17 protein-coding genes are annotated in these 16,863 nt (G+C 71.1%); 3 read left to right on the top strand and 14 right to left on the bottom strand.

Annotated features, from left to right (window positions below; genetic code table 11):
• Positions 1 to 7 precede the first annotated feature (7 nt).
• The 10 genes from rapZ to B842_RS07205 are packed head-to-tail and all read right to left on the bottom strand — an operon-like array spanning position 8 to position 9,092.
• Entirely contained in the window at positions 8 to 901 is an 894-nt protein-coding gene (gene rapZ, locus B842_RS07160; RefSeq protein ID WP_040085910.1) for an RNase adapter RapZ, read from the bottom strand.
• A 9-nt stretch (positions 902 to 910) separates the two neighbouring features.
• Positions 911 to 2,941: an excinuclease ABC subunit UvrC gene (gene uvrC, locus B842_RS07165; protein WP_040085911.1), complete on the bottom strand. Its 2,031-nt coding sequence runs from the start codon at positions 2,939 to 2,941 to the stop codon at positions 911 to 913.
• A 6-nt stretch (positions 2,942 to 2,947) separates the two neighbouring features.
• Entirely contained in the window at positions 2,948 to 3,478 is a 531-nt protein-coding gene (locus B842_RS07170) for a PH domain-containing protein (protein WP_040085912.1), read from the bottom strand.
• 19 nt (positions 3,479 to 3,497) lie between these two features.
• Entirely contained in the window at positions 3,498 to 4,001 is a 504-nt protein-coding gene (gene ribH, locus B842_RS07175; RefSeq protein ID WP_040085913.1) for a 6,7-dimethyl-8-ribityllumazine synthase, read from the bottom strand.
• A 12-nt stretch (positions 4,002 to 4,013) separates the two neighbouring features.
• On the bottom strand, positions 4,014 to 5,285 hold the full coding sequence (locus B842_RS07180) for a bifunctional 3,4-dihydroxy-2-butanone-4-phosphate synthase/GTP cyclohydrolase II (RefSeq protein ID WP_373277287.1): 1,272 nt from the start codon (positions 5,283 to 5,285) through the stop codon (positions 4,014 to 4,016).
• Positions 5,286 to 5,296: 11 nt separating this feature from the next.
• Positions 5,297 to 5,917: a riboflavin synthase gene (locus B842_RS07185; RefSeq protein ID WP_040085914.1), complete on the bottom strand. Its 621-nt coding sequence runs from the start codon at positions 5,915 to 5,917 to the stop codon at positions 5,297 to 5,299.
• Positions 5,918 to 5,921: 4 nt separating this feature from the next.
• Entirely contained in the window at positions 5,922 to 6,911 is a 990-nt protein-coding gene (ribD, locus tag B842_RS07190; RefSeq protein WP_040085915.1) for a bifunctional diaminohydroxyphosphoribosylaminopyrimidine deaminase/5-amino-6-(5-phosphoribosylamino)uracil reductase RibD, read from the bottom strand.
• The gene (gene rpe, locus B842_RS07195) at positions 6,912 to 7,568 is read right to left on the bottom strand and encodes a ribulose-phosphate 3-epimerase (protein WP_040085916.1); all 657 of its coding nucleotides are present in this window, start codon (positions 7,566 to 7,568) and stop codon (positions 6,912 to 6,914) included.
• A gap of 44 nt (positions 7,569 to 7,612) precedes the next feature.
• The gene (locus tag B842_RS13180) at positions 7,613 to 8,488 is read right to left on the bottom strand and encodes a DUF4349 domain-containing protein (RefSeq protein WP_082028402.1); all 876 of its coding nucleotides are present in this window, start codon (positions 8,486 to 8,488) and stop codon (positions 7,613 to 7,615) included.
• A 43-nt stretch (positions 8,489 to 8,531) separates the two neighbouring features.
• The gene (locus B842_RS07205) at positions 8,532 to 9,092 is read right to left on the bottom strand and encodes a hypothetical protein (RefSeq protein ID WP_040085917.1); all 561 of its coding nucleotides are present in this window, start codon (positions 9,090 to 9,092) and stop codon (positions 8,532 to 8,534) included.
• 230 nt (positions 9,093 to 9,322) lie between these two features.
• On the opposite strand from B842_RS07205, the gene B842_RS07210 reads away from it, so the two are divergent.
• The 3 genes from B842_RS07210 (at position 9,323) to B842_RS07220 (ending at position 11,836) form a co-directional block, all read left to right on the top strand.
• Positions 9,323 to 10,438 (top strand): hypothetical protein, encoded by a 1,116-nt coding sequence (locus B842_RS07210; RefSeq protein ID WP_156119470.1) that lies wholly within the window; start codon positions 9,323 to 9,325, stop codon positions 10,436 to 10,438.
• Positions 10,439 to 10,518: 80 nt separating this feature from the next.
• Positions 10,519 to 11,289, top strand: coding sequence for an enoyl-CoA hydratase (locus B842_RS07215; protein ID WP_052437806.1), 771 nt, complete (start codon positions 10,519 to 10,521; stop codon positions 11,287 to 11,289).
• Positions 11,290 to 11,299: 10 nt separating this feature from the next.
• Entirely contained in the window at positions 11,300 to 11,836 is a 537-nt protein-coding gene (locus B842_RS07220; RefSeq protein WP_040085919.1) for a hypothetical protein, read from the top strand.
• 13 nt (positions 11,837 to 11,849) lie between these two features.
• Here the strand turns inward: B842_RS07220 and B842_RS07225 are convergent, their stop codons facing one another.
• Genes B842_RS07225 through B842_RS07240 form a run of 4 tightly spaced genes read right to left on the bottom strand, consistent with a single transcriptional unit; the run spans position 11,850 to position 16,859 of the window.
• On the bottom strand, positions 11,850 to 13,313 hold the full coding sequence (locus B842_RS07225) for an RsmB/NOP family class I SAM-dependent RNA methyltransferase (protein ID WP_040085920.1): 1,464 nt from the start codon (positions 13,311 to 13,313) through the stop codon (positions 11,850 to 11,852).
• Entirely contained in the window at positions 13,310 to 14,257 is a 948-nt protein-coding gene (gene fmt / locus B842_RS07230; RefSeq protein ID WP_040085921.1) for a methionyl-tRNA formyltransferase, read from the bottom strand. The genes B842_RS07225 and fmt overlap by 4 nt, the downstream gene beginning before the upstream one ends.
• A gap of 13 nt (positions 14,258 to 14,270) precedes the next feature.
• Positions 14,271 to 14,780 (bottom strand): peptide deformylase, encoded by a 510-nt coding sequence (gene def / locus B842_RS07235; protein WP_040085922.1) that lies wholly within the window; start codon positions 14,778 to 14,780, stop codon positions 14,271 to 14,273.
• 54 nt (positions 14,781 to 14,834) lie between these two features.
• Positions 14,835 to 16,859, bottom strand: a complete 2,025-nt coding sequence (locus tag B842_RS07240) for a primosomal protein N' (protein ID WP_040085923.1) — start codon at positions 16,857 to 16,859, stop codon at positions 14,835 to 14,837.
• Between the last annotated feature and the right edge of the window lie 4 nt (positions 16,860 to 16,863).

Genomic DNA, 16,863 nt, shown 5'->3' on the forward strand with positions numbered 1-16,863 from the left:
GGTCGGGTCAGTCGCGGGCGATGTCGCGGTGGAAGACGTTGACGTCGAGGTCGGGGAGCTCGGACAGACGGCGCTTGAGCTCCTCCGAGACGGCGACGGAACGGTGGTGGCCACCGGTGCAGCCGACGGCGACGGTGATGAAGTTCTTCCCCTCGTGGCGGTAGCCGGCGAGCATGGAACGGAACATGTCGACGAAGCGGTCGAGGAACTCCCCCGCCCCCTCCTGGCTGAGCACGTACTCACTCACCGGGGCGTCGGTCCCCCGGAATCCGCGCAGCTCGGGGATCCAGAAGGGGTTGGGCAGGAAGCGGACGTCGACCATGAGGTCGGCGTCGCGCGGGGAGCCGTGCTTGAAGCCGAAGGACTGGATCGTCACGTGCTGCTGGTTGTGCGCCATCGTGCCGAAGGAGGCCTCGATGGCGCGGCGCAGGTCATGGACGGACAGGTCCGAGGCGTCGATGACGATGTCCGCGAGCTCCTTGATCGGCTGCGTGAGCGCACGCTCCCGGTCGATGCCCGCCTGCAGGGTGTCCTCCCCCTGCAGGGGATGGGTGCGGCGGACACTGTCGAAACGGCGGATGAGCACGTCGTCGCGGGCGTCCATGAACAGGATCGTGGGACGCATCCCCCGGGCGGTGAGGTCCTTGAGCACCTCGCGGAGGCTGCCGCCGAAGCCGCGGCTGCGGACGTCGGTGAGGAAGGCTACCTTCTCCACCGGCGGGTCCTGCGCCAGGGCCGCCTCAAGGAAGGGGGCGATCAGCTGGCGGGGCAGGTTCTGGACGACGAAGAAGCCCTTGTCCTCCAGCACCTTCGCCGCGGAACTCAGTCCCCCGCCGGACATGCCGGTGATGAGGACGGGGGGTGTCGAGAAGCGGGCGGGCGCATCAGGAGTGGACGTCATGCGGCCATCCTATCGCGGGCCGTCCCCCGCCGTGGGGTGCAGGTGAGTGAACACCGCCGCCGCGAGTTTCGGCCCGAAACCGCGCACCTCCGCGATCTCCTCGACGGTGGCCTCCCGCAGCTTCTTCACCGACCCGAAGTGCCGGACCAGCTCGGTCCGGCGGGTGGCACCGAGGCCGGGCACACCGTCGAGCTCGGAGACGCGCATCCGCTTCGAGCGCTGCTGCCGGTGGTAGGTGATGGCGAAGCGGTGGGCCTCGTCACGGATCTGCTGGAGCAGGAAGAGGCCCTGGGAGTTGCGCGGCAGGATCAGCGGGTCCGCCTCGCCGGGCACCCAGATCTCCTCCAGGCGCTTGGCCAGGCCGATGAGGGTGACGTCGACGATGCCGAGCTCGTCGAAGACCTTCTGCGCGGCGTTGACCTGCGGGAGGCCTCCGTCGACGATGAACAGGTTCGGCGGGTAGGCGAAACGCCGGACGTCGGTGCTCATCTCCTCGACCTGCTCGTCGGCGAAGGTCTGGGCCTCGGCCTCCTCGTCGGGGACGCTGAGCCTGTCCTGGTTGTGGCGCAGGAAACGGCGCCGGGTGATCTCCGCGATGGAGGCGACGTCGTCGGAGTGTCCCCCGCCGGCCGCCTCCTTCACCCGGTAGCGGCGGTAGTCGGACTTGCGGGGCAGGCCGTCCTCGAAGACGACGAGCGAGGCGACGACGTCGGTGCCCTGGATGTGGGAGATGTCGGTGCACTCGATACGCAGCGGGGCCTCCTCGAGGCCGAGCACGTCCTGGATGTCCTGCAACGCCGCGGAACGGGCCGTGAGGTCGCCGACGCGCTTGAGCTTGTGCTGGCGCAGGGCGTCCTGCGCGTTGCGCCCGACGGTCTCCAGGAGTGCCCGCTTGTCGCCGCGCTGCGGGACCCGCAGGTCGACGGCCGCGCCGCGCAGCTCCCCGAGCAGGGTCGCGACCTCGTCCGCCTCGTCCGGCAGGTGCTGCACGAGGATCTCCCGCGGCACGACGGCCCCGGGGCGCGGCGGCTGCGAGGAGTACCTGTCGACGCCGCGGCGTTCGACGCGGTCGGCCTCGTCGCGGGCGTCGAGAAGCGCACGTTCGACGGCGTCGGAGTAGAACTGGATGAGGAAGTCCTGCATGAGCGCCTCGACGGGCTCCTCGGTGCGCTCCACGACCCAGCCGCGCTGGCCGCGGATGCGGCCGCCGCGGACGTGGAAGATCTGGACGGCGGCCTCCAGCTCGTCCGAGTGGACGGCGACGAGATCGGCGTCGGTGCCGTCCCCGAGGACGACGGACTGCTGCTCCATGACCTTGTTGATCGCCTCGAGGTCGTCGCGCAGGCGGGCCGCGCGCTCGAACTCGAGTTCCGCGGCGGCCTCCTCCATCTCGCGGGTGAGCTGGCGGACGACCTGGTCGGTGTGGCCGTTCATGAAGGAGACGAAACCGTCGACGATGTCGCGGTGCTCCTCCGGGCTGACGCGCCCGACGCACGGGGCGGAGCACTTGTCGATGTAGCCGAGCAGGCAGGGCCGGCCGAGGCTCTGGTGCCGGTTGTAGACGCCCTTCGAGCAGGTCCGCACCGGGAAGACCCGGGTGAGCAGGTCGAGGGTCTCACGCACGGCCCAGGCGTGGGAGTAGGGGCCGAAGTAGCGCACCCCCCGGCGGCGCGGGCCGCGGTAGAAGAAGGCGCGCGGGATCGTCTCCCCGGTGGAGACGGCCAGCAGCGGGTAGGTCTTGTCGTCGCGGTACTTGACGTTGAAGCGCGGGTCGAAACGCTTGATCCACGTGTACTCGAGCTGCAGCGCCTCCACCTCGGAGGCCACCACGGTCCACTCCACCGACGCCGCGGTGAGCACCATCTGGCGGGTGCGCGGGTGGAGGGTGGTGACGTCCTGGAAGTAGTTCGCCAGGCGGGCCCGCAGGCTGTTCGCCTTGCCGACGTAGATGACGCGCCGGTGCTCGTCGCGGAACTTGTAGACGCCCGGCTCCGTGGGGATGGTCCCCGGGGCCGGGCGCCAGGTGCTCGGATCAGCCATCAGGTGCTAGTCCTGCGGCATGTACTTGGCCTCGAGCTCACGGAACTCGGACACGGCCTTGACCACGGCCGGGCCGTCGGAGGCCTGCATCGCCCACATGGGGACGTACTCGAACTCGGGCAGCTCCAGACGCGCCATGCGGGAACCCTGCGGGAAGAACAGGCCGTAGATGACGGCCCACGGGTAGAAGCGGGTGCCGATGATGTTGCGGATCTCCACGCCGTCCTCGTTCGCGCGGACCCGCGGACGGGTGAACGCGAGGTACGCCAGCACGGAGAGGATGACGCCGACCATCGGGAAGGCCAGCTTGTCGATGAAGGAGATGCCCGCGCCGGTGAACTCGATGTCCAGGAAGTAGCCCATGAAGATGTGCACCGCCATGAGGACAGCGATGCAGATCCACGCCAGTCGCCGCAGGGAGGGCGAGCGGACCTCGAACTCCCAGGGCTTGGTGGTGGTCTGGGCGTGCGGGTCGAGGGCGGCGTAGTAGGCGAGCTCCTCGTCGCTCAGCTGACGGCGGGTGTTGTCGGTGTTCATCTCACTCACGCCCGACAGTCTAACCCTGGTCCGCAGGAAGGCCAGCCTGCGTGCGGATGCGGCGCAGCGTCAGCGCGGCGTCGAGGGCCGCGATCATGGCCTCTGCGCCCTTGTCCTCCACGGAATCCGCGAAGCCGGCCCGGTCGATGGCCTGCTGCTCGTCGTTGGTGGTGAGCACGCCGTTGCCGATCGGGGTGGACTCGTCCAGCGCGATGCGGGTCAGGCCCTCGGTGACGGAGTCGCACACGTAGTCGAAGTGCGGCGTGCCGCCGCGGATGACGCAGCCCAGGGCCACGACCGCGTCGTGCGTGCGCGCGAACTCCTGGACGACGACGGGCAGCTCGAGGGCACCCATGACGTGTGCCTCGGAGAGCTTCTCGACGCCCGCCTCCCGCGCCGCCGCGACCGCGTTACGGCGCATCTGCTCGCAGATCTCGGTGTTCCAGCGGGCGGTGACGACGGCGACGCTCAGGCCGGCGGCGTCGAGGGTGCCGTCGAGGACGGGGAGACCTTCCTTGCTCACGTGTGTTGCTCCTTAGTTGTCGGGGTGTCCGGCGTCCCAGGCGTCGACGCCGGGCAGGTCGTGGCCCATGCGGTCACGCTTGGTGCGCAGGTAGCGGATGTTGTCGGCGTTCGGCTCCACCGGGATGGAGGTGCGGCCGCTGATGTCGACGCCGAAGCCCTCGAGCGCGGCGCACTTGGTGGGGTTGTTCGTCAGCAGGGAGACGGAGCCCACGCCGAGGTCACGGAGGATCTGGCCGGCGGCGGAGTACTCGCGGGCGTCGGCGGGCAGTCCCTGCTCCAGGTTGGCGTCGACGGTGTCGAGCCCCAGGTCCTGGAGGCGGTAGGCCTCCATCTTGGCCATGAGGCCGATGCCGCGGCCCTCGTGGCCGCGCAGGTAGATGATGACGCCCCGGCCGGCCTCCTGCACCATGCGCATCGACTCGTGCAGCTGCGGACCACAGTCGCAGCGGCGGGACGAGAAGACGTCGCCGGTCAGGCACTCGGAGTGGACACGGACGAGGACGTCGCCGTCGCCGGTGACGTCACCGACGGTCAGGGCGACGAACTCGGTGCCGTCGACGCGGTGGCGGTAGCCGTACATGCGGAACTCACCGAACTCGGTCGGCATGCGGGTCTCCACCAGGCGCTCGACCTGCGACTCGGTGCGGCGGCGGTACTCGATGAGCTGCTCGATGGAGATCATCGCCAGGCCGTGCTCGTCGGAGAAGCGGCGCAGCTCCGGGCCGCGGGCCATGTCGGTCGGGTCGTCCTCGGAGACGATCTCGCAGAGCACGCCGGCCGGGCGCAGCCCCGCCAGGACGGAGAGGTCCACGGCGGCCTCGGTGTGGCCGTCACGGGCCAGCACGCCGCCCTCGACGGCCCGCAGCGGCACGACGTGGCCGGGGCGGGTGAAGTCGAGGCGGGTGGTGGTCGGGTCGGCGAGACGGCGGATGGTCTCCGCCCGGGACGTCGCGGAGATGCCGGTGGTGCCGGTCGCGGCGTCGACGGTGACGGTGTACGCGGTGTGGCGGGCGTCCTGGTTCTGCGCCACCATCGGCGGCAGATCGAGACGGTCGCAGTCGGCGTTGGTCAGGGCGGTGCAGATGTAGCCGGAGCTGTAGCGGACCATGAAGGCCACGAGCTCGGGGGTCGCCAGCTCGGCGGCGAAGATGAGGTCGCCCTCGTTCTCACGGTCCTCATCATCCACGACCACGACCGCCTTGCCGGCCGCGATGTCGGCGATGGCGCGCTCCACCGTGTCGAGGCGCAGGCTGTCGGTCTTCTCCAGGGTTTCGTCACTCACGGGGATCAACCTTAGCCCTCCGCACGGCCGGTCCGACCGTCGGCCCTGTCGCCGAGCATCTTCTCGACGTACTTGGCCAGCACGTCGACCTCGATGTTGACGACGTCGCCTTCGGCGAGTTCACCGTGGGTGGTCTCCGCGAGGGTCGTCGGGATGAGGGAGACCTCGAACCAGTCCTCCCCCACCGCGGACACAGTCAAGCTGGTGCCGTTGACGGCGATGGAGCCCTTCTCGACGACGTACCGCGCCAGGTCCGCGTCCAGCGAGAATCGCAGCACGTCCCAGTTCTCCGAGCTCTCCCGGCTGAGCAGGCAGGAGGTACCGTCGACGTGGCCCTGCATGATGTGTCCGCCCAGGCGGGCACCGGCGGCCAGGGCACGCTCGAGGTTCACCCGCGAGCCGACCTGCAGCTGCCCGAGGCCGGTGCGGTCGAGGGACTCCTGCATCACGTCGGCGGTGAACTGCGTGTCACTGTGCTCCACGACCGTCAGGCACACGCCGTTGACGGAGATGGAGTCACCGAAGGAGGCGTCGGTGAGCACCTTGCTGGCACCGATCGTCAGACGCAGGGCGTCCTCCTGCGGCTCGAGCTTCTCGACGCGGCCGATCTCCTCAACCAGTCCTGTGAACAACTGCTCAGTCCTTTCGGGTCATCTCGATGAGCACGTCGTCGCCCAGCTGGACGACGCGGCGGGTACGGAATCGGAGGGCGTCGTCGATGCTCAGACCGACCGCCTCCGTGAGGACGCTCCGGCCCTGCCCGAGCAGCGCCGGAGCGACATACGCCTGGATGTGGTCGACCAGGCCGGCCTCCACGAATCCGGAGGCCAGGTGCGCGCCGCCCTCGACGAGGACGTCCCGTGCCCCTGTGTCCCACAACCGCCACAGGGCCTCCGGAATTCCCCGGTACTGCTCGAAGCCGAGGCGGTGCAGGTTGCCGGCGTGCCCCGTGAGGGAACGGCCGCCGATGACCACGCGCCGCGGCTGCACCGGCAGCTCCCGGTCCCCGTCCCGGGCGGTGAGCGAGGGGTTGTCGGCGATGGCGGTGCCGGTGCCGATGATGATCGCGTCACGCCGTGAACGGTCCCCGTGCACGTGCCGACGTGCCTCCGGTCCCGTGATCCACTGGCTCGACCCGTCCAGCGCCGCGGTGAAACCGTCGAGGGTCTGGGCGAACTTGAGGGTCACCGAGGGCCGGTTGCGGCGGACCGCGGTCAGCCACGGCACCAGGGCCTCCACCTCATGGTCGAGGCACTCGGCGTTGACACCGTTCTCGCGCAGGAAGGTGGCGCCCCCGGTGGCCACCGGGTTGGGGTCCGGCTGGCAGTAGTAGACGGTGTCCACGCCGACGTCGACAAGCGCCTGCGAACAGGGACCCGTGCGACCGGTGTGGTTGCAGGGCTCGAGGGTGACCACGGCGGTGCCGCCGCGTGCCCGCTCCCCCGCCTCGCGCAGCGCCATGACCTCGGCGTGCGGGCCGCCCGCGGGCTGGGTCGCGCCCCGGCCGACGAGCTCGCCGTTCCGGTCGAGGATCGCCGCTCCCACCGGCGGGTTGGGGCTGGTCCGGCCCCGCACCTCCGCGCCGGAGCTGAGGGCGGCGGCCAACGCCCTACCGATGTCGTCCATCTAGATGGTGGCGAGCTGACGCAGGTTGTCGACGGCCGCGGCCGGGTCCTCCTTGCCGTACACGGCGGAGCCCGCGACGAAGGCGTCGCAGCCGGCCTCGGCGGCCGCGCGGATCGTCTTCTCGGAGATGCCGCCGTCGATCTCGATGAGGGTGTCCAGCTGCGCGGCGTCGATGGCCTCCCGCAGCGCCCGGACCTTCTCCAGCTGATCCGGCATGAAGGACTGGCCGCCGAAGCCCGGCTCCACCGACATGACCAGGACGAGGTCGAAATGCGGCAGGTCAGCCAGGTACGGCTCGATCGGGGTGCCCGGCTTGAGGGAGAAGCCCGCCTTCACGCCCTTCGCGCGCAGGTGCTGGGCCAGGGCGACATGGTCCTCGGTCGCCTCGACGTGGAAGATGACGCAGTCGGCTCCGGCGTCGACGTAGTGGTCGACCCACCGCTCCGGGTTCTCGATCATGAGGTGCACGTCGAGGTGCTGGTCGGTGATCTTGTCGACGGTCCTCGTGATGTCCGGGCCGAAGGACAGGTTGGGGACGAAGTGACCGTCCATGATGTCCACGTGGATCCAGTCCGCGTTCGCGACGGCGCGGACCTCCTCGCCGAGCTTCGAGAAGTCGGCCGCGAGGATGCTGGGAGCGATGATCGGAGATGCCATGGCCACGAGTGTACGCGGGGCCAGGTGAGGCGCCGAAACGGCGCTTACTCCTCCGGCTGCCCTTCCTCACGGTCCGGGCGGGTACGGCGCCTCCGGCGACGACGCACCAGGGCCAGGACGGCGGCGGCGATCGCGGCGATGACCACCAGCCACGGCAGCAGCCCCATGAACACGATGATGACCGACTGCAGGGAGAACAGGAAGGTCTCCCACGCCTGCTCGAACACGTTGGGCGGGCGGTAGCCGTCGTCGTCGACGGTGAAGGTGACGGTGAGGGTCGACAGGGCGACCCGGTCGGAGAGCCAGTCGAGCTGCCCCGTCAGGGAGTCGAGCTCGGCCTGCCGCTGGGTGAGCATCTCCTCGGCCCTGAGCAGATCCTCGACGGAATCGGCCCCGGCCATGAGCTCACTGAGACGGTCGATGGACGCCTGCAGCGCCCTCTGCCGGGCCTCGAGGTCGGCCTTCTCCTGCCCCACGTCCGTCGACGTGGTCGACTGGGCGACGACCTCCCCGCGGTCGGCGAGGGAGTCGAGCACGGTCTGGAACTCCGCCGCCGGGACCCGGGCGGTGACGGTGGCCCGGGGCAGGTCGTTCCGGGTGCTGGTCTCCGAGTCGGCGATCCGGCCGCCGTGCTCACGGACGGTGGCGCTGAAGTCCGCGGCGGCCGCGGCGGGGTCGTCGGTGCTCACGGTGGCGGTCCCGGTGGTGATGACCTCCTCGCGGACCTCACTGTCCGGCGCTGCGGCCCGGTCCTCGATGTCGGTGTCCGCCAGGCCGGGGGCGTACTCGGCGACCATTCCCCCGGAGCCGGGGAGGTCCGGGATGTCGAAACTGTCGGCCCCGCAGGCTGTCAGCGTGAGCAGGCCGACCATCATCAGGCCGACCACTCGCGCGACCACCTGTGTTCGTTTCGCCTCCATGCTTTCCAGGGTAACCCTCAGGAGGCGTCACGGGGAGGGTGAATCAGATCTCCTCGCCGGCCCAGACGATCCACAGCTGGTCCTGGCCCTTGCCGTCCTGCTCGGTGGAGAACGCCACGCCGACGTTCCTCCCCTTGATCTTCCCGAGGTCCGGGTGGCCCTCCTGCCACTCCTCGATGTGGTGCTCCAGGCCGTCCGGCCCCATGTACCCGCGACTCGATGCCGCGGTGTAGCCGGCCGCCACCACCTCCGGGAGGAGCGAGTTCAGGGTGACCTTCCCGGTCCAGTCGTCCGCCAGCTTCTGGGCGATGGCGGTCAGCTTCGGGTCGACCTCATGGCCGGCCGCGACGAGAGCCTTCTCCACCTCAGAGACGACCTCGGCGCCCGGGCGGTCCTCATCGGGGTCGGTGGGATCTGCAGGGTCAGCGGGATCAGTCGGATCGCTCGGGTCAGCGGGATCAGTCGGATCAGTTGGATCAGTCGGCTCGGAGGGAGCCGGGACGACGGTCCGCGAGGAGGACAGGGAGGAGGCGTCGGCGACGGGGGTCAGCAGCAGAGCCGTGGCGGCGGCCACGGCGACAGCGGTGTGAAGGATGTTTCGCATGGGCCGATTGTTACATGAGTCATCACGGGAGGGGGCGGTTCGCCCCGTTTCTCCCCTGCCGCCCTCTACCACAGGGGCGTGACACGGGGCGTCGGAAAGCGGCGTGTTGTCCACAGGTTGCGCCGGAGGCCGGAGTTGTCCACAGGTTGCGGAGGACACTCTCGACGGCGGCGGCACGTCGTGGTGTGGTGAGGGGGACATCAACCACACAGGGGGAGAACATGCTGACGATGGTGGGCACACACCGGTACCTGACCGTGACCATGACGCTCAAGGGGGCGGAGCACAGGCTCGTGCGCACATTGACCGTCCGGGACACCATGACCGTGGAGGAACTGCTGGACCGGATGTGCATCGCGCTCGGCCGGTACCCGAGCCCGGACGCGATCCTGAGGATCGACGGGCGGTACCACGGCCGCGAGGCCCACCACTTCGAGCACCCGCAGCTCTCCGAGGAACTGCTCGGCAGGCCCCTCCCGGACCACGTGCAGGACGCCGAGTTCATACTCAGCCGTCTCGACGGCTGGGTGTTCCGCATCGACATCCGCAGCGACGAGTACCGGGACAAGGACGTCCCGGCGATCCTCAAGGACACCGTTCCCCTGCTCCCCGGACCGAAACTGCGGCTCGCGGAGTACAACGCGGTCCAGATGGCCCGGAACGGGGAACCGCTGCCTCCCGACCTGGAGCGCGCCATCATCATCGAGGCGCTGATCGGCCTCATGACCCCCGAGCTCCCCGACCCGGAGTCCGCCATGGAGCTGTACACGGTGCTGCGGGCGGAGGGTCGCCAGGACGAGCTGCGCAGCTACCACCACTTCATCTCCGGGGTCCCGGACGTGGAGATACTCTTCGAGCTCCTGCGGCTGGCCACCTCCGAGAAACCGCCGCGCGTGACCAACCACGGCTTCCTGCCAGTCGCGGTGGTGCGGACGCTCGCCGGGAAGTTCCCCGAGCTCGTCCCTCCGGTCGGTCACAGCTACGGCTACCGGGGCGGCATCAACTCGGCACGCGACGCCACCGCCCTCACCGGCGTCCTGCAGGTGGGGGTGGACGCCGGCGTGCTCACCGCAGAACCCGGCTCCAGCCTGGGTGCCACGGACTTCGGCCGCGACATCCTCGCCGGTGCCGACGGCAACCTGCCGCAGCTGCGGGCACGGATACTCCGGGCCTGGATCGCCCGGCCCCTCCCGTCGATCCCCGAGATCAGGCGGCACCGGCCCCGCCTCACCTTCCAGGAGTACCTGGAGAGCCAGGACACCGAGCCGCGCGACATCGACGACTTCCCCGGGCGTCGCCTTCGTCCGTACAGCCCTCCGCACCGTGGGGAGGAGCTCCCGTTCTGAGCCGTCCGCTCCCCGCGGGAGGGCTGCATGGGGCAAGATGATAGGTCTCAGAAACTCTCCACCCGGAAGGACTCTCCCACGTGACCACCTCGAACACCGACGCCGCGCAGCCGCTCGTCGTCACCGCCGACCACGCCGATGGGAAGATCCGGGAGATCAAGCTCAACAACCACCCGAAGCGCAACAGCCTCAACATCCCCATGTGCGACGCCATCGAGGAGGCCATGCTGGCGGCCGTGGAAGACGGCGCCCGGGTGGTCCTGCTCCACGGCGACGGCACGGTGTTCTCCGCGGGTGCGGACCTGTCCGGCGACGTCTACGCGGGTGGTTTCTACCCGCGCCTGCTGCGGATGCTCGGCACGATCCAGACCCTGCCCATCCCGGTGGTCGCCTGGATCAACGGCCCCGCCATCGGCGCCGGCACCCAGCTGTCCATGGCGTGCGACCTGCGCGTGGTCAATGACACCGCCCTGTTCCGCGTGCCCATCGTCGACGTGGCCATCGCCCTCGACGAGGTGACCATCCGCACCCTGGAGCACCTCGTCGGCGGGGCGATCGCCCGCACCATGCTCTTCACGGGCGCGGCACTGTCCGCCGAGGACGCCGTCCGCTCCGGCTACGCCGTGCAGGCCGGTGGCTTCGACGACGCCCTCCAGCTGGCGCAGCTGCTGGCCACCAAGGCCCCGCTCACCCTGCGCCACCTCAAGTACGAGTTCGCCCACACCTCGCACGCCCCCTACGACGAGACCGCCCGCGGCGAGGCGGCCGCCGCAGCCTGGCACTCCCGGGACGTGCACGAGTCCCGGGCCGCCCGCGCCGAGAAGCGCGCGCCCAACTTCACCGGAGAGTAGAGGAGGAGGCATGGAACGCGAGCCGGGGAGGCGCACCCGCCGGACCGTCCTGCTCGCGGCCGGTGCGGCGGGCGTGCTGCTCGTCGCGCAGCTCCTGCTCATCGCCTACGAACGCGGGAATCCGGGGCAGTTCCCCGAACCGGGACGCCACACCCACGTCCCGGCCCCCACCTCCCGCCCCGTGCCCTCCCCTGCCCCGCGCCCCTCGACCGGTCCGCTCCGGGGCAGCGCCTGGTACTGGGAGCTCATGGACCGGTCCCAGAGCATGTACGAGTACTACCGGGACTCCCCGGCGAGCGACGACGAGGTGTACAACCAGGCGTTCCTGCTGCTGCTCTCCGACCGGATCGCGGCGTTCCGTCTCCTGGCCGACACCGTCGGCACGGACGAGGAGCACCGTGCGCTCTCCCGCAAGCACGCCCTCGGTATCGAGCAACTCGAGGAGAAATACCTGCAGGAACGCCCCCTGGGGACGGACGTGCTGCTCAGACGCCCCGACGGCAGCGTCCTGGAGTATGACGGGTCCACCGCCCCGGGACGCAGCTGAAGGGGCTGAGAGATCAGCCCCGGCGCAGCACCGCGAAGAACATCGCGTCGGTGCCGTGGCGGTGGGGCCACATCTGCACGCTCCGGTGCGTGCCGACGTCCTGCATCGGGGCGACCAGCTCGTGCGCGTCGAGCTCCACCGCACCGAGTTCGGCCACGGCACGGTCGACGATCGCGCGGGTCTCCCGCAGGTCCGGGGAGCACGTCGAGTAGATGACGACGCCGCCCGGGCGGACCAGGTTGAGCGCCGAGGCGAGCAGTTCGTACTGGAGCGGTGCCAGACCGTCGATGTCGGACTCGGCCTTGCGCCAGCGGGCCTCCGGCCGGCGGCGCAGGGCGCCGAGGCCGGAGCAGGGGGCGTCGACAAGCACGCGGTCGTAGCCGGGCTCGAGTCCCGGGTCCCGGCCGTCGGCGACGTGCACCTTCACGGGCAGCCCCCGGGTGGTCTGCTCCACCAGCTTGGCGCGGTGCGGGGAGACCTCGACGGCGTCGACGTGGGCGGCGTCGATACGCGCGAGCGCGCCCATGAGCGCCGCCTTGCCGCCGGGACCGGCGCACAGGTCCAGCCACCGGCCGCGGTCCTCCCCCTCGAGAGGGGCCTCGACGACGGCGCGGGCGATGAGCTGCGAACCCTCGTCCTGGACGGCGGCCAGCCCCTCGCGGACCGGCTCGAGGTCCCCGGGGTCGCCGCTGCTGAGGTGGACGGCGTACGGGGAGTACTCGCCCTCCTCGCCGCCGGTCATGAGTGCCAGTTCCTCCGCGCTGATCTCGCCCGGACGGGCGACAAGGTGCACGGTCGGGCGCTGCGAGTCCGCGCCGAGCGCCGCGTCGAGGTCCCCGAGGCCGAGGACCCGGGAGAAGGACTGCGCGATCCACTCGGGGTGCGCGTTGCGGAAGGCGGCGGCCGCGATCTCGCCCGGCGGGGTGAGCCTCTCGATCCACTTCTCCGGTCGCGTCCGGGAGATGGTGCGCATGATGCCGTTGGCGAATCCCTTGGCCTTCTCGTGGCCCGCGGCCTCCACCAGCCGGACGGTCGTGTCGACGGCCGCATGCGGCTCCACCCGCGTGTACAGCAGCTGGTAGGTGCCCAGCCGCAGGGCGTCGAGCACCTCGGGCGCGATCTGGTCGAGCCCGCGCGAGGAGCACTCCGCGATGACGGCGTCGAGCACGCCCAGGGTCCGCAGCGTGCCGTAGGTGATCTCCGTGGTGAACGCGGCGTCACGGTCGACGATCCGGCGTTCGCGCAGCATGCGCGGCAGGATCAGGTTGGCGTAGGCGTCGTCCTCCCGGACGCGGGTGAGCACGTCGAAGGCCAGCAGACGCGGCTTGTCGACGCCCGCAGTGTTCCGCCTCTCCGGCCGCTTCCGGCTCTGCTGCGGCCGGGCCTGCCGCGGGGCCTGCTTCGGCGTCTGTTTCGGGGCCTGCCTCTTCGGCTCCTGGCCGGAGGACTTGGCGCGGGACCGGAATCCACCACTCACTGGAAGCTCACCTTCTCGCCGGACTGCAGGGCCGCGTTGCCGCGGGCCCAGTCGGCGGCGTTCATCATCTTCTTGCCGGGGGGCTGCGCCAGGCCGAGGGTCACGGCGCCGGTGCCGGTGCCGACGCTGACGGTGTTCTTGTCCACGTGGATCTCGCCGGGGGCCAGGCCCTCCACGGCGGAGCCGGGGGTGACGGGGCCGATCTTCACGCGGTCGTCGAGAAGCATGGTCCAGGCGCCGGGTCCGGGGGTGTGGGCGCGGATGTGCCGGTCGACGGCGAAGTCGGGCTGCGACCAGTCGATGCGGGCATCCTCGGTGGTGATCTTCGGGGCGTAGGTGGCCTCGCCGACCTGCGGCTCGGCGACCAGCGCGCCGGCCTCGAGGCCGTCCATCGTGGCGGCGAGGAGGTCGGCTCCCGAGTAGGCGAGGCGGGTGAGCAGGTCGTCGGCGGTGTCGGTGCCGCGGATCTCCTCGGTGACGGTCCCGAGAACCGGGCCGGTGTCCAGGCCCTCCTCGATACGGAAGGTGGCGGCACCGGTGATGTCGTCGCCCGCGCGGATCGCGGCCTGCACGGGGGCGGCCCCGCGCCACGCCGGGAGCAGGGAGAAGTGCAGGTTGACCCAGCCGTGGGTCGGCAGGTCGAGCAGGTCCTTCGGCACGAGGTTGCCGTAGGCGACGACCGGGATGGCGTCGGGGGCGAGCTCGGCGAGGCGGGTGCGGATGGCGTCGCCGTCCTCGGTGCCCGCCTTGAGGGTGGTCGGGGTGAGGACCTCGATGCCGTGCTCCTGGGCGAGGGCACTCACGGGGCTGGGGTGGAGGGTGCGGCCCCGGCCACGACGGGCGTCGGGGCGGGTGAGCACCGCGACGACCTCATGGTCGGTCTTGAGCAGCCGCTCCAGGGCGACGACCGCGGGCTCGGGGGTTCCGGCGAAGATCAGGCGCATGTGTTTCCTTTGACTACTTGTTGAACCACTCGGAGGTGCGGATCTTCGCCATCGCGTCCTTGCGGAGCTCCGGCGTGAGCCGCCTGAGGAAGAGCACCCCGTCGAGGTGGTCAGTCTCGTGCTGGATGCAGCGCGCCATGAGCCCGGAGGCGACCATGGCGACCGGGTTGCCGTCGACGTCCTGCCCGGAGACCCGGACCGTCTCATAGCGCTCGGTGTCGGCGGAGATGTCCGGGATCGACAGGCAGCCCTCCTGTCCGAGCTGGGTCTCCTCCCCGACCGCCTCCCACACGGGGTTGATGATGTGGCCGCGCAGACCGTCCTCGACGTGGCTGCAGTCGTAGACGAAGATCCGGCGGGTCAGGCCGATCTGGTTGGCGGCCAGGCCGACACCCCCGGCCTCGTCCATGGTCTCGAGCATGTCCTCGACGAGGGTGCGCAGGCTGTCATCGAACTCGGTGACCTCGTCGGACCGCGTGGTCAGGACGGGATCGCCGAACAGGCGGATCTCACGGATTGTCATGGGTGACAGTCTACGTCCCGGGTGGCGGCGGCTGAATTCGGTGCAGGCCGCACGCTAGCCGATGTGCAGCGGATCCACCTGGATGCGCAGCGGCAGGTCCTCCCTGCGGCCGGCCTTGGCCACCACCGCGGCCCGGAGGGCCCGGCCCAGGGCCGCGCGCGGGCCGAGGGGTGCCCGCAGCAGCAGACGCTGGGGCGGACCGAAACGGTTCTCGTCGTACTCCCCCGGCAGCGTGACGCCGGGCGGCAGGTCGACGGGCCCCAGGACCTCGACCTCGGGCGGCAGCGAGACCAGCTCGAGGAAGGTGTCGAGTGCGGCGTTCGCCCCGTCGACGGCGACCATGTGGACGGCCGGGGGGAAGCCGACGTCGCGACGCTGCGCCAGTTCCCGCGCCGCCGCCCCCACCATGTCCCAGCGGATGAGGGACTGCACCACCGGCAGGCCGGCGTCCGCGACGACCACCACCTCCCCACTGCGGTAGGCGGGGGCCACGAGGGTGGCCGCCCCGGCCCACCGGGACAGGGTGTCCTCGGTGGCGCGCAGGTCCTGCCGCCCGAGCAGCGCCCAGGTGTCGAGGAGGACGGCGGCGCCGTAGGCCCCGTCGTCCACGCGCGGTTCGGCGCCGGGCGTCGCGACGACGAGGGCCTTCTCCGCCGGCACCGTGTCCACGACACGGTTGCCGCCGGAGGTGACCACCCGCACCGAGGGGAAGGCCCGCCCCAGTTCCTCGGCGGTCCGGTCCGCCCCCAGGACGACGGCACGTAGACGCGGAGAACCGCAGTCGCCGCAGCGGTGGCGGGCGTCGGGGGCCCCGCACCAGCGGCAGGTGGGCACGCTGCCGTGTTCTCCCCCGCGGACGGGCAGGCCCAGGGGTCCGTTGCAGCGGCGGCAGCGGGCGGGCGCGCGGCAGGACGCGCAGGCGAGGGTCGGCACGTATCCCTTGCGGGGCACCTGGACCAGCGCGGGTTCCCCCCGGTCGAGCGCCCCCCGCAGGGCCTCGAAGGCCCGTTTCGGCAGGCGGGCGGAGGCGGCCAGCGGGTCCCGTTCCAGCTCGAAGTCCGAGTCGGCGGTGGCGCGGATGAGCGGGGCCCGGCGGCGCACCGTGTCGCGGGAGGCGACCAGGTCGTGCATCCAGCCCGACTCGACGAGCAGCTGCGTCTCCGCGGAGCGGGTGTGGCCGGCGAGGATGAGGGAGCAGCCCTCCTGTGCGCTGCGGGTGGTGAGCACCTCCCGCGCGTGCACGTAGGGGGCGCGGGGGTCGACGAGGTTGTCGTCGCCGTCGTGGAGGACGACCGCCAGCCGCAGGTCGTGGACCGGGGCGAAGGCGGCCGAGCGGGTGCCGATCACCAGCCGTCCCTGCCCCGCCAGCACCGAGAGGAAGCGCCGGTAGCGGGCCTGCGGTCCCTGCGCCGCGGTGAGGACGGTAATCTGCTTCGCGCCGACCAGCTCCCGCAGGGCGGCCTCCAGCGTGTCGACGTCCCGCTGGTCCGGCACCACGAGCAGCGCTCCACCACCGTCGAGGACCACCTTGACGGCCAGCGCCGCCAGGGCCTCCGCCCAGGAGTCGCCGGGGGCCACCTGCCAGGCAGCCCGGGCCGTCTGCCCCGCCAGCACCGCGTCGACGAAGGACATCCCGTACGCGTAACCCGCCCACGCGGAGAGGTCCGGTTCGGCGGTCTCCCCCAGCTCCTCCCAGGGGGTCGACACGTCCGCCTCCTCCGCACGGGCGTGGCGGGTGGGCAGCGCCGCCCGGATGAGGTCGGAACGGTTGCCGGCGTACCGGTCGGCCAGCGCCTCGATGAGCCGGGCGGTGCGCGGCGGGTACACGACGTGCGGGGAGATCACCCGCTCGATCCAGCTCAGCCCGCCCTCGTGCTCGGTGTCGGCGCGGCGTTCGAGGAGGACGGCGTCGACAAGCCGCCCGGCGAAGCGGATGCGGACGCGGACGCCGGGCTGGGCGTCGTCATCCAGCGTCGACGGCACCTGGTAGTCGAAGGGCCGGTCGAGGTGGGCCAGGCCCAGGAGAGGCAGAACCCGCGCCACCGGCAGGTGTTCTGCGGGGACGCGGGGGGAGGCCATGCCG

This window comes from Corynebacterium humireducens NBRC 106098 = DSM 45392, from assembly GCF_000819445.1.
GTDB lineage: Bacteria > Actinomycetota > Actinomycetes > Mycobacteriales > Mycobacteriaceae > Corynebacterium > Corynebacterium humireducens.